Consider the following 13,094-nt stretch of genomic DNA (forward strand, 5'->3'; position numbering starts at 1 on the left):
CCGATTTGACCGTTCCGATTTCCGTCGCCTACGACTATTTCCTGGATCTTCAGGCGCGCATCGTTGCAGCCCTCGAGGCCGCCGACGGTTCCACCTTCGCGGCAGACCAATGGACGCGCGAGGAAGGCGGCGGCGGCTTGTCGCGCTACCTTGAGGGCGGTCCGCTCTTCGAACGCGCAGGGGTGCTGTTCAGCCATGTACAAGGCAAGACCTTGCCCCCCTCGGCCAGCGCACACCGCAGCGAACTTGCAGGCCGCGCCTGGGAAGCGATGGGTGTCTCACTGGTGCTGCACCCCCGCAATCCCTATGTGCCGACCGTGCATATGAATGTCCGCCTTTTCGTTGCGCGCGCCATGCATGATGGGCAAGAGGATGTCTTCTGGTTCGGCGGCGGACTCGATTTGACTCCGTACTATCCCTTTGATGAAGACGCCCGCCACTTTCATCAAGTCTGCAGCGATGCCCTGGCACCCTTCGGCGCCGACAAGTATCCCGCCTACAAAAAGTGGTGTGATCAGTATTTCTATTTGAAGCATCGCGACGAAACCCGCGGTGTCGGCGGACTCTTCTTCGATGACCTGAATGAAGGCGGCTTCGATCACTGCTTTGCGTTGACGACGTCGGTGGGCAATTGCTTTCTTAATGCCTACATGCCCATCGTAGAGAAACGACAACTCACTCCTTACACTGACAGACAACGCGAATTCCAGGCCTATCGGCGCGGCCGCTACGTCGAATTCAACCTGGTGTTCGACCGCGGCACACTGTTTGGACTTCAATCGGGCGGGCGCACGGAATCCATCCTGCTGTCCATGCCGCCCATGGCGGCATGGCGCTACAGTTGGTCGCCAAAAGAAGGAACGCCTGAAGCCGCCCTTTCCAACTACTTGCGGCCACGCGAATGGCTTTGAAAAAGACGGGCCTGCTCGGCGGCAGTTTCGATCCTGTGCACCTGGCGCATATCGCCCTGGCTGAAACAGCAAGAACGGCATTGGCCCTGGACGAGGTCCAGTTGATACCTGCTGCCGATCCGTGGCAGCGCGGCCCCCTGGCAGCCACCGCCGCGCATCGGCTCGCCATGCTGCACATCGCAACTGCCGGCCATGCACATCTGCATGTCAATCCACTTGAAATCCAACGAGGAGGCCCGACCTATACCATTGATACCTTGCGTGAGCTTCCCAAGAACGCCGACTATTTCTGGATATTGGGCGCCGATCAGCTTGAAAACTTCTGCTCATGGCAGTATTGGCAGGAAATTGCCAGCCTGGTCACACTCGCGGTCGCACAACGACCCGGTGCGCGTCTTACCGCGGCCCAGGACCTTATCGAGCATCTGGAAAAGCTGGATCGTCATCTGATCGAACTGCCCTTCGAGCCCACGGAAATTTCGGCAACGCTGGTGCGCCAACGACTGGCTCGCGGGGAGTCCACCGATGGACTGCTCGATGTTGCTGTGGCGCAATATATTAAACAAAATGGGCTCTATCAAGCGCCTGTTGCCTAACGTCTCACGGTATAGTTCATCCATGGAAATTCAAAAACTGCAACGCCTTGTCATTGACGCCCTTGAAGACGTCAAAGCACAAGACATCAAAATCTTCAACACCACCCACATAACCGGGTTGTTCGACCGCGTCATCATCACCACGGGCTCGTCCAACCGCCAAACGCGCGCAATCGCCTCAAGCGTTGCCGACAGCGCCCGTGGCCATAAGATTCCCATCGTCGCCTACGAGGGCGAAGACACAGGTGAATGGGTCCTGGTCGACCTGGGCGACATTGTCATTCACTGCATGACTCCGGCAATTCGTCAATACTACAATCTGGAAGAAATCTGGGGTGGCAGGCCGGTCAACGTAAAGCTGTTGCCGCAGTCGATGCAGCCCAGCATGCCGGAATCCTTCGACTACGACGACAACGACGAGCAATAACAGGCCTGTCGATGAAACTGATCATCGTCGCGGTGGGAATGCGCATGCCGGACTGGGTCGAAACCGCCTGGCGCGATTATTCGCGGCGCATGCCTCCCGATTGTGCCCTTGAACTGAAAGAAATCAAACCCGAACCCCGGACATCCGGGAAAACCCCCGCCCAGATGATGCAGGCGGAAGCGCGCCGTATTGAAGCCGCCATCCCCGCGCACGCCATGCGTATCGCCCTTGACGAACATGGCAAGGACCTGGATACCATGGGATTGTCCCGCGAGCTCGAGGGCTGGCGCGGCAGCGGCCAGGACATCGTCTTCCTTATCGGCGGTCCGGATGGGCTCGATGCCACGCTAAAGCGCAGTTGCACCAGCCGCTTGCGGCTGTCTTCGCTGACACTGCCCCACCCCATGGTTCGTGTCGTATTGGCAGAGCAACTCTATCGTGCGTGGGCTATCATGACAGGCCATCCCTATCATCGCGCCTGACCGGCGCAATAAAGGACTCGTTGCTGTCATGACTAGACGCCGCACTAAAATCGTAGCGACCTTGGGGCCAGCCAGCTCCAGCCCCGAAAAAATCGAACAACTCATACTCGCCGGCATGGATGTGGCCCGCCTGAACTTCTCACATGGCGAGCCTGACGATCACCGCAACCGGTCCAGGCTGGTACGCTCGCTGGCAGAGAAACACGGCCGCTATGTCGCCATCATGGGTGATCTGCAAGGGCCCAAGATACGGATTGCACGCTTTGCCAATTCAAGCGTCACGCTCAAGGCAGGACAGCCGTTCACCTTGTCGAATGCTCATCCAGCCGACGAAGGCGACGAGACCATAGTCGGTATTGACTACCCCAGCCTCGTCCAGGACTGCCATCCGGGCGACGAACTGCTGCTGGATGATGGACGGGTAGTCCTGATGGTAGAAAACGTCGACGAATATTCGGTGCACACCGTAGTGACCGTCGGTGGACCTCTCTCCAACAACAAAGGCATCAATCGACGGGGAGGCGGCATTTCGGCCCCCAGCCTTACCGACAAAGACCGTGAAGACATCAAGCTGGCGGCCGAACTCGAAATGGATTACGTCGCGGTGTCTTTTCCCCGTTACGGACACGACATCGAAGAAGCGCGCGCACTGGTGGAAGCAGCCGGCAGCCAGGCCTGGATCATCGCCAAAATCGAACGCGCCGAGGCCGTCGCCGATGATCGCGCGCTGGACGCCATCATCATGGTCAGCGATGGCGTCATGGTGGCGCGGGGCGACCTGGGGGTCGAGGTGGGCGATGCACGTTTGGTAGGCATTCAGAAACGCATCATCCAGCACGCCCGTACGCATAACAAATTGGTCATCACGGCCACACAGATGATGGAATCGATGATCAACAGCCCTCTGCCGACACGCGCGGAAGTGTCGGACGTGGCCAATGCGGTACTCGATTACACCGACGCCGTGATGCTCTCGGCGGAAAGCGCGTCGGGCCAATATCCGGTCGAAGCGGTGACCGCCATGGCGCGCGTCTGTCTGGGTGCGGAACAAGAACCCACCACCACGCGTTCACAACACCGGCTAGGGGAAACATTTACACGCTGCGATGAAACCATTGCGCTGGCCACCATGTATGCTGCCAACCATTTCCCCGGCGTCAAGGCCATCATCAGCCTTACAGAAAGCGGCCATACCCCTTTGATCATGTCGCGCATACGTTCGGGTGTGCCTATTTATTGCTACACGCGCCATGCCGGCACCCAACGCCGCGCCGCCCTGTTCCGCGGCGTTTATACCGTGGCCTTCGACGCCGCCCAGATGGACCCTGCGCAGGTCAGCGACGCCGCCATAGAAAAGCTCAAAGAGCAATCGCTGCTGCAGGAAGGCGACTGGATCATCCTTACCAAGGGCGATTTTTTCAGCAACAGCGGCGGCACCAACGGCATGAAAATACTCAAGGTGAATTAGGCGCCCGCCGATGAAACTCCCCACGATTTACCTGGCGTCGGCCAGTCCGCGCCGGCACGAAATCCTGCTGCAGATGGGTGTCAACCACGACATACTCACAGTGCCTGCCCCGCAAGGCGAAGACGAACCGCGCCTGGACAACGAAGCGCCGGATGTTTACGTTTGCCGCACTGCACGCGAAAAGGCCATCCGTGCCAGGCACTGGCTTTCCCGGGAACATGCATCGGGCGCGGCGGACGCCCTGGACGCCAGCCGCCCTGTGTTGTCGGCCGATACCACCGTGATACTGGATAACGATATCCTGGGCAAGCCGGCCAGCCGCGACGATGCCCGGCGTATGCTTGCGTGCCTGTCCGGGCGCACACATACCGTCCATACTGCCGTAGTGCTGGCCTATGGCGACCAGCTCCTGGAAGATGTATCCATTACACAAGTCCGCTTCAAGTCGCTTTCAGACGCAGAAATAGACGACTACTGTGCGACGGGCGAACCCATGGGCAAGGCAGGCGCTTACGGCATACAGGGAAAGGCCGCTGTATTTATCGAACACATTTCAGGCAGCTACACAGGTGTCATGGGATTGCCCATTTTCGAAACCTGGCGGTTGTTGAACCAGGGCTGGTCGTAGGCTCCGCCTTGCGGCGGCTACCTGCGCACGGTCCGCCACAACCACTGCACCAACGGCCAGAACAGCATGATCAAGGCCAGGGTGGTAATAGTGCCCACCAGCGTATTCGACCAGAAAACATGCAAGCCGGTATTGGGTCCCAACATGGACTGCCTGAACGCGTCTTCCATGCGATCGCCCAGCACCAGGGCGAGAATCATGGGAGCCAGGGGATAGGAAAGTTTCTTCAGTACATAACCCACCACGCCAAACAGCAGCATGAACCAGACATCCAGCATCGCGCTATGGACTGAATAGGCGCCGATCGCACACACCACAATAATGATGGGCGCGACGATCGCAAACGGGATGCGCAGAATGGCGGCGAACAAGGGCACTGTACTCAGCACGAGAATCAATCCCACGAAATTGCCCAAATACATACTCGCAATAAGCCCCCAGACGAATTCCTTTTGCTCGACGAACAATAGCGGGCCAGGCTGCAAACCCCAGATCATGAGTCCGCCCAGCAGCACCGCGGCCGTCGCCGAACCGGGAATACCCAGCGCAAGCATGGGCAGCAGCGCGGAAGTGCCTGAGGCATGGGCGGCAGTCTCGGGGGCAATGACACCCTCGACTTCTCCAGTACCGAACTTGTGTCCGTTGCGCGAAAAACGCTGCGCCAGCCCATAACCCATGAACGAGGCGGCCGTTGCGCCGCCGGGCGTGACGCCCATCCAGCAGCCGACGAGTGTGCTGCGTACCAGCGTCGCCCAATATTTCGGCATTGTCTTCCAGGTCTGCAGCACTACTTTGAGGTTGATCTTGCCGTTCTTGCCTTCAAACCGCAGCCCTTCCTCCATGCTGACCAGAATTTCGCCGATGCCGAATAAGCCAATGACGACGACGAGGAAATCGACTCCCCTTAATAATTCCGACCAGCCGAAAGTCATGCGCAAACCACCACTTATGGTGTCCATGCCGATCGCGGCCAGGCCAAACCCCAGCATCATGGAGATCACCGTCTTGAATGGTGTTTTCTTGTCCGTTCCCACAAAGCTGCAGAAGGTAAGCAGGAACACCGCGAAGAACTCGGGAGGGCCGAACCTGAGGGCGAACCGGGACACTAGCGGAGCCAGGAAGGTAATGAGCAACACGCCCGACAGCGCGCCAAAGAACGACCCGGTGAAGGAAGCAGTCAGCGCAGTACCGGCCTTGCCTTGCTGGGCCAGCGGGTAACCGTCGAAGGTCGTGGCCACCGAGGACGTCTCGCCCGGTATATTGAACAGGATCGAGGTAATGGCCCCTGCAAACAAAGAGCCCCAATAGATGCAGGACAGCATGATGATGGCGGAGGTCGGCGGCATGGTGAACGTAAGCGGCAGCAAAATCGCCACCCCGTTGGGTCCGCCCAAGCCCGGCAGGACGCCTATGATGACGCCCAGCACCAGCCCGATCACCATCATGCCTATGTTGTACCAGCTAAGGACAGTTGCAAATCCATGAAGTAAAGCGTTGAGTTCATCCACTGGTGAATTCTCCTGCCGTGGGTTTCAATAGCCGAGCAGAGCCTCGAGCGGGCCCTTGGGCAGAGGCACCATGAACTGGATCTCGAACATCCAGAACAGCAGCACATTCACTCCCACGCTGATCAGCACAGTTTTAATCCAGCTGATCTTGCCCAGCACGCGCATGAACGCCGCGATAAAGAGCGTGGACGCCAGATAAATGCCAAGAAATTGGATGGTCAGCACATAAAGCGCAGTGGGCGCCAGAACCATGAGCACCAGCCTGAACCGCAGCCAGCTTACAAATATTTCCCGATTGCGCTGCTTGCCGAATAGCGACTTGAGCAGCACAGCCACACTGGCAATACAGAGAATAAGACCAATATGAAAAGGGAAATACCCTGACTCGGGTCCATCTTCCGCCCAGTTGGACCCGATACGATGATTGTCTATCATCATGACCACACCGATGACGAAGATGACGACTGCAGTTGCCGCATCGATCGCGCTGTGCGACCACCCCCCGCCCGATGGGCCACTGCCTGCTTGCTCATGCTTCATTCAGGGCTTCCTTGGTTTATTTTTTACTGGCCAGGCCCGCTTCCTGCATCAGGGATTTGTGATTGGCTTCGTCCTTCTTCAGGAACTGCACAAAATCGTCGCCGTCGCGGTACTCGCCTTTCAGCGCCTGCTTGGCCAGATAGTCTTTCCATTCCTGCGTCTGGCTCACCTTCTTGAGCAAATCGGCGTAGTAGGCTACTTGCTCCGGCGTAGTGCCGCCTGGCAGGAAGAAACCGCGCAGCATCTGGTACTGGACATCGTAGCCTTGCTCTTTGCAGGTCGGGATATCGGCCCAGGATAGGTCCTTGGTGACCTTTTCCTTGTAGACCATGCGTTCGTTGGAAAAAACGCAAAGGGCAGTTAGTTGGCCGGCTCGCCACTGCGCGATGTTTTCGCTTGGATTATTGACGTTGGAATCGGTGTGCTTGCCGACCAACTGGGTGGCCGCTTCGCCACCGCTTTTATAGGGCACATAGGTAAACTTGACCCCCGCCGCCTTTTCAAGCGCTACCGTAATGATCTGGTCTTCGCGCTTGGCGCCGGTCCCACCCATCTTGAACGTTCCCGGCGGGGCCGCTTTCACGGCTTTCAGATAATCAGGCGCTGTCTTGTACCCGGCTTCAGCATTAGTCCATAATAAAAATTCGTCTTGTGCGATCATGGCGATCGGGTTCAGATCGGTCCAGTTAAACGGAAGGTCGACGGCAATGGGCAAGGTATAGATGGCGGAAAAAGCCACCATCAACTTATGCGGATTGCCCTGCGATGCCTTGGTATCCATAATGCCTTCCGCTCCGCTGGCGCCGCCCTTGTTCAATACCAGGGTGGACTGCTTCATCAGCTTGTGCTTGAGGATGATGCTCTGGATAGTCCGCGCCATTTGGTCGGAAGCGCCGCCCGCACCGGCGGGTACGATGATCTCGACCGATCGGGTCGGCTCCCAAGCCGCGGCATGGGCCGGGACGATCCCCGCGCCGGCCAGCAACGCCAGCGATGACAGCAGATACAGTTTATTCGGTAGCCTGCGAGTTGAATGCTTCATTTGTCTCTCCTCCGGTTGGTGCTACGGAAACGGCCTATGCTGCCCGCGCCAGTGCCGCCATGCTTGATTGGGTCAGGTAGTCCATGGCTGCCTGTACTCCACCTTTTTTATGAGGTACTCCAGCAACCTCCAAACCCATTTCGACCCCCGCCAGCGTGCCGCAAAGCGTCAGATCATTCATATCACCAAGATGGCCGATACGGAATACTTTGTCGGCCAACTTGCTTAGTCCTTGCCCCAGCGACATATTGAAATGCTGGAGGACGGCTTTACGGAATGCATCGGCGCTATGGCCGTCCGGCATGACCACCGCCGTGAGCGCCGAACTGTATTCACTGGGGTTTTGGCAAAGGATTTCCAGGCCCCATGCCCGTACGGCCCGCCGTGTTGCCTCGCCAAAGCGATCGTGCCGGGCAAAGACGTTGTCCAGGCCTTCGGCAAACAGCATTTCCAGCGCCTCGTGCAAACCGTAAAGCATGTTCGTGGCCGGCGTATACGGGAAATAGCCCGACGGATTAATGGCCAGCATTTCCTTCCAGTCCCAATATGAACGCGGCAAGGCGGCGGTTTCAGTGGCGGCCAGCGCCTTGGCGCTGATGGCATTGAAAGACAGGCCAGGCGGCAACATCAGTCCTTTTTGCGATCCGGCGACCGTCACGTCGACCCCCCACTCGTCGTGGCGGTAATCCATGGAGCCTAAAGAGGAAATGGTATCCACCATGAGCAAGGCCGGATGGCCGCTGCTGTCCATGGCTTTACGCAGGGCCGCAATATTGCTGGTTACGCCGGTGGCCGTTTCATTGTGCACGCCGCACACGGCCTTGATCTGATGCGCCTTATCGGCCGCCAGACGCGCTTCGATTTGCGCAGGGTCGATGCCATGGCGCCAGTCCCCCTCCAGGAACTCGACCTGCAATCCCAGTTTAAGCGCCAATTTTTTCCATAATGTCGCGAAATGGCCGGTTTCCACCATCAGCACGAGATCACCCGGCGAAAGCGTGTTCACCAGCGCGGCCTCCCAGGCCCCCGTTCCCGAGGAAGGATAGATGACCACGTCCGCTTGGGTCTTGAAGACCTTTTTCAATCCTCCCAGCACCGACTTGCCCAGCACACCGAATTCGGGTCCACGATGGTCTATCGTGACGTTATCGATGGCGCGCAAAATCCGATCCGGCACATTGGTCGGCCCAGGAATCTGCAAAAAATGACGGCCGGCGGGATGAGAATGCAACGGAATCATGAATGAGCCCCTACTTGATGTGGTATACAAAATACAAATATTGGTAAATAATAAGCATCACGTAATCAGGGTGCAAGCATAATTTTTGTTGCACCACACTATAAATCAGCCCGATCTATCAATGGCAAGGCCATATATTGATTGAGTTCTCCCGGGTCCAAGTTTGGGGCTCTCACCACCTTTCACTGTCAAAAAACCATGTATTTTTGTATACCAAATGAAAAATGACCTCCACAACTCTGCCGCCGCTTCAAACTCGCCTGTCGGCGTGTCGGAAGCCGTTGCAGCGTCTGCGGTGGACCGGCGCACCCTGCCCACCGCGGTCGCCGAGCGCCTGCGGAAAATGATTATCGAAGGCAAGCTCGCAGCCGGTGCGCGTCTGAACGAACGCGCCTTGTGCGACCAGTTGCAGGTTTCACGCACGCCGCTGCGGGAGGCCTTTCGCTTGCTTTCCGCTGATGGCCTTGTGCAAATCCAGCCTAACCGCGGCGCGCAGGTTATTGCGCTATCGGAAAAAGACGTCCGTGAGAGCTTCGAAGTAATGGGCGCGCTCGAGGCCTTGTCGGGCGATCTTGCCTGCCGCCGCATCAGCGACCAGGAAATCGCCGAAATCAAGGCGCTTACTTTTGAAATGCAGGCGTGCCACGCGCGCCGCGACCTTCCCGCCTACTACCACATGAACAGGGAAATTCATGACCGCATCAATGCGGCCGGGCACAACCTCCTGTTGTCGCAGGTGTATACGACCATCAACCTGCGCCTGCAAAACTTGCGGTTCCGTTCCAATCTCAATCACGACAAATGGGACGCCGCCATGCGCGAACACATCGACATGGTCGACGCCCTGGCAGCGCGTGATGGCGCCCGCCTGGCACTCATCATGCGCAATCACCTGCAACGCAAAGGCGAAACCGTACTTGAAGACTTGAAACTGGCCGCGTCCCGCAGCCACGACCCGGCTTGACCACGTTAAGCCAGCCATGAATCAGGAATCCGATGAACGCAGCTCTGCCAAAACAAGCCGGCCTTTATTCCAGCGTGCACCGTAACGATCTCGCGGCCCGCCTCCAACGTGAAGTCGAAGGCGAAGTGTTGTTCGACCAAGGCTCCCGGGGCCGCTATGCGACCGATGCCTCCATCTACCAGATAGATCCGGTTGGCGTGTTGATTCCCAAATCGATGACTGATGTGCGTACGGCATTAAGCCTTTGCCGCGAACTGGAAATCCCTCTGCTGGCCCGAGGCGGCGGCACCTCCCAATGCGGTCAGACGGTCGGCGCAGCACTGGTCGTCGACAATAGCAAGTACCTTAACCGTATCGTTGAACTGGACCTCGAGGCCATGACGGTCACGGTCGAACCAGGAATTGTGCTCGATCACTTGAATGCCCATCTCAAGCCACATGGGGTCTGGTTCCCGGTTGATGTCAGCACCGCGGCGCAGTGCACGCTGGGAGGCATGGCGGGCAATAATTCCTGTGGCTCGCGCTCGATTGCCTATGGCAATATGGTGCATAACGTGCATAGTATCGACGCCCTTTTATCCGACGGCACCGAAGGGCTGTTCGGCGATGAAAACACGATGCGCCATGCCGCCCCGCGCGTGGCCGACATTGTTTGCCGCGTGCAAGCCATAGCGCTGCGCGAGCGGGAACAGATCGAAAACAGAGTGCCCGCCGTCCTGCGTCGGGTCGGTGGCTATAACCTCGATATCTTCTACCCGCAGAATCCCAGGCCTTATACCGATAATGGCAGCGTAAACCTGGCGCACCTGCTGGTAGGAAGCGAAGGCACGCTTGCCTATACCAAGCAGATCACCCTGAAACTGGCGCCGCTGCCCACCAGCAAAACCCTGGGCGTGGTTAATTTCCCGACGTTCTACCAAGCCATGGCGTTGACGCAACACATCGTCAAGCTCGGCCCTTGCGCCGTGGAACTGGTGGACCGCACCATGATCGACCTGGCACGGAGCAACCCGGCCTTCAAGCCGGTTATCGAACAAGCGCTGAGGGGCACGCCGGAAGCCATACTATTGGTTGAATTCGCCGGCGAATCATCCGAAGAGCAGGTCCGCAAACTGCACCAGCTGGTAGAGCTGATGGGCGACCTGGGCTTGCCCGGCTCGGTGGTCGAAATGGAAGGCGCACCAGAACAAAAAGCCCTTTGGGAAGTGCGCAAAGCCGGCCTCAATATCATGATGAGCATGCGCGGCGACGGCAAGCCTGTCTCTTTCATCGAAGACTGTGCAGTGCCGCTTGAGCATCTGGCGGAATATACCAGCAGGCTGACGGAAGTTTTTCGCAAGCACGGTACGCGCGGCACCTGGTATGCGCATGCCTCGGTGGGCACGCTGCATGTCAGGCCCATTCTCGACATGCGGGCCGGCGGCGCCGAAAAAATGCGGGCTATCGCCGTGGAAGCGGCTGCCATGGTGCGCGAATACAAGGGCGCGTTTTCGGGTGAACACGGAGACGGATTGGTGCGCAGCGAATGGGTATCGTGGCAGTTCGGCCCACGCCTGACCAGGGCGTTCGAGGAAATCAAGGACCTCTTCGATCCCGATGGGCTCATGAATCCGGGCAAGATCGTGCGATGCAGCAAAATGGACGATACATCGCTGTTCCGTTTCAAACCGGGCTATCAGCCGGTGGCCTTCACACCAGCCCTCGACTGGTCGGCATGGAACGTCAGCAGCGATCCCGACACCGATACCATAACCGCGCCGGGAACGGGCGGCGATCCTGCGGGAGGTTTTGCCAAAGCCATTGAAATGTGCAATAACAATGGCCACTGCCGCAAATTCGATGCAGGCACCATGTGCCCGAGCTACCGCATTACCCGGGACGAACAGCATTTGACACGTGGACGGGCCAATACACTGCGCCTGGCCCTGTCCGGGCAACTAGGGCCTGATGCGTTCACGTCCGACGAGATGCGTGCCACGCTGGATTTATGTGTCAGTTGCAAAGGCTGTAAACGCGATTGCCCTACCGGCGTCGATATGGCCAAGATGAAGATCGAATTCCTGCATCAGTGGCAACACAAGCATGGACTTACGCTTAAGGAAAAACTGGTTGCCACACTGCCGCGCTGGGCCCCGTGGGCAGCCCGCTTTCCTTTCCTGTTCAACTTGCGCGATACCCTGCCCGGAGCCGCAGCGCTTACGGAACGATACCTGGGACTCTCCGCGAAGCGGACTCTTCCCAGATGGCGTCGCGATACGTTTCTGCGCCACGCGCCGACGACAGAAGCCGACGTGGCGGATGTGGTGCTGTTCGCCGACACCTTCAACAACTACTTCGAGTCTGAAAATGCCCGCGCGGCACACAAAGTACTGCTGGCCGCCGGCTATCGGGTGCATATCGCCCGCCCGACCCCAGGCGATAACAGTGGAAGCAAGCCTCTCTGTTGCGGCCGCACTTACCTGGCTGCCGGCATGGTCGACCAGGCCAAAGCCGAGGCACGCCGTGTCATGGAAGCGCTGCAGCCCTTCGTGCGCCGAGGCATACCCATTGTCGGCCTGGAGCCATCCTGCCTGCTTACCTTGCGTGACGAATTCCTCGTGATGGGTTTGGGGGACGACGCACAGTTATTGGCGAAGCATGCATTTCTATTCGAAGAATTCCTGGTCCAGGAACATAAGGCCGGACGGTTGAAGCTTCGGTTGTTGCCCCTGCCCGAGAAACGGGCCCTGTTGCATGGACATTGCCATCAAAAAGCGTTCGACGCCGTCAAGCCCATACAACAGGTGCTGGCGCTTATACCGGACCTGCACGTCGACTTGATCGAATCCAGCTGTTGCGGAATGGCAGGCAGTTTCGGCTATGAAGCCAGTCATTACGAGGCGTCCATGCAAATGGCCGAACTGTCACTGTTGCCGGCCATCCGCAAGGCAGGCCACGATACATTGGTAATTGCCGACGGCACCAGTTGTCGCCACCAGATTGCCGATGGCACGCGAGCCCAAGGGCCGCGCCGGGCTGAGCATGTCGCTCTGGTGCTGGCGCGCGCACTGGGCGAGCCTAAGCAATAATGCGAAACTCTCATGTCCCGATGGTCGGCGTACGCGGCGCCTGTCCTTAATGATGCGATTGGCGCGCCCAATACAAAAACCCCCGCACGTTTGCACGGGCGGGGGTTTTCTTACTGCATAAGAGCTTGACGATGACCTACTTTCACAGACGTACGTCCACTATCATCGGCGCAAAGGCGTTTCACGTTCCTGTTCGGGATGGGAAGGAGTGGGACCACCT

General features: G+C 58.2%; 12 protein-coding genes and 1 rRNA gene. 8 read left to right on the forward strand and 5 right to left on the reverse strand.

Translation table 11 applies throughout. From position 1 onward, the window contains the following. Positions 1-5 precede the first annotated feature (5 nt). Genes hemF through CR159_RS19180 form a run of 6 tightly spaced genes read left to right on the forward strand, consistent with a single transcriptional unit; the run spans position 6 to position 4,512 of the window. The gene (hemF, locus tag CR159_RS19155) at positions 6-911 is read left to right on the forward strand and encodes an oxygen-dependent coproporphyrinogen oxidase (RefSeq protein WP_233208406.1); all 906 of its coding nucleotides are present in this window, start codon (positions 6-8) and stop codon (positions 909-911) included. Further along, on the forward strand, positions 902-1,507 hold the full coding sequence (gene nadD / locus CR159_RS19160) for a nicotinate (nicotinamide) nucleotide adenylyltransferase (RefSeq protein WP_102075554.1): 606 nt from the start codon (positions 902-904) through the stop codon (positions 1,505-1,507). The genes hemF and nadD overlap by 10 nt, the downstream gene beginning before the upstream one ends. A gap of 22 nt (positions 1,508-1,529) precedes the next feature. Next, positions 1,530-1,934: a ribosome silencing factor gene (gene rsfS, locus CR159_RS19165; protein ID WP_102075555.1), complete on the forward strand. Its 405-nt coding sequence runs from the start codon at positions 1,530-1,532 to the stop codon at positions 1,932-1,934. Positions 1,935-1,945: 11 nt separating this feature from the next. After that, on the forward strand, positions 1,946-2,416 hold the full coding sequence (rlmH, locus tag CR159_RS19170; RefSeq protein ID WP_102075556.1) for a 23S rRNA (pseudouridine(1915)-N(3))-methyltransferase RlmH: 471 nt from the start codon (positions 1,946-1,948) through the stop codon (positions 2,414-2,416). A gap of 28 nt (positions 2,417-2,444) precedes the next feature. Next, complete coding sequence (gene pyk, locus CR159_RS19175; protein ID WP_102075557.1) at positions 2,445-3,884, forward strand: pyruvate kinase; 1,440 nt, start codon at positions 2,445-2,447, stop codon at positions 3,882-3,884. Between the two features lie 10 nt (positions 3,885-3,894). Beyond that, the gene (locus tag CR159_RS19180) at positions 3,895-4,512 is read left to right on the forward strand and encodes a Maf family protein (protein WP_102075558.1); all 618 of its coding nucleotides are present in this window, start codon (positions 3,895-3,897) and stop codon (positions 4,510-4,512) included. Between the two features lie 17 nt (positions 4,513-4,529). On the opposite strand, the gene CR159_RS19185 is transcribed toward CR159_RS19180, so the two are convergent. Genes CR159_RS19185 through CR159_RS19200 form a run of 4 tightly spaced genes read right to left on the reverse strand, consistent with a single transcriptional unit; the run spans position 4,530 to position 8,842 of the window. Continuing rightward, a complete protein-coding gene (locus tag CR159_RS19185; protein WP_102075559.1) occupies positions 4,530-6,020 on the reverse strand; it encodes a tripartite tricarboxylate transporter permease in 1,491 nt (496 codons plus the stop codon). Between the two features lie 24 nt (positions 6,021-6,044). Continuing rightward, the gene (locus tag CR159_RS19190; protein WP_102075560.1) at positions 6,045-6,560 is read right to left on the reverse strand and encodes a tripartite tricarboxylate transporter TctB family protein; all 516 of its coding nucleotides are present in this window, start codon (positions 6,558-6,560) and stop codon (positions 6,045-6,047) included. A 16-nt stretch (positions 6,561-6,576) separates the two neighbouring features. Next, a complete protein-coding gene (locus tag CR159_RS19195) occupies positions 6,577-7,602 on the reverse strand; it encodes a Bug family tripartite tricarboxylate transporter substrate binding protein (protein ID WP_102075561.1) in 1,026 nt (341 codons plus the stop codon). 34 nt (positions 7,603-7,636) lie between these two features. After that, the gene (locus CR159_RS19200) at positions 7,637-8,842 is read right to left on the reverse strand and encodes a pyridoxal-phosphate-dependent aminotransferase family protein (RefSeq protein ID WP_102075562.1); all 1,206 of its coding nucleotides are present in this window, start codon (positions 8,840-8,842) and stop codon (positions 7,637-7,639) included. 217 nt (positions 8,843-9,059) lie between these two features. On the opposite strand from CR159_RS19200, the gene CR159_RS19205 reads away from it, so the two are divergent. Then, complete coding sequence (locus CR159_RS19205; RefSeq protein WP_102075563.1) at positions 9,060-9,806, forward strand: GntR family transcriptional regulator; 747 nt, start codon at positions 9,060-9,062, stop codon at positions 9,804-9,806. A gap of 32 nt (positions 9,807-9,838) precedes the next feature. After that, on the forward strand, positions 9,839-12,874 hold the full coding sequence (locus CR159_RS19210) for an FAD-binding and (Fe-S)-binding domain-containing protein (RefSeq protein ID WP_102075564.1): 3,036 nt from the start codon (positions 9,839-9,841) through the stop codon (positions 12,872-12,874). Between the two features lie 123 nt (positions 12,875-12,997). On the opposite strand, the gene rrf is transcribed toward CR159_RS19210, so the two are convergent. Then, positions 12,998-13,094, reverse strand: a 5S ribosomal RNA gene (gene rrf / locus CR159_RS19215); the annotation flags it as partial.

The sequence above is a fragment of the Pollutimonas subterranea genome (genome assembly GCF_002849655.1).
GTDB classification, from domain to species: domain Bacteria; phylum Pseudomonadota; class Gammaproteobacteria; order Burkholderiales; family Burkholderiaceae_B; genus Pollutimonas; species Pollutimonas subterranea.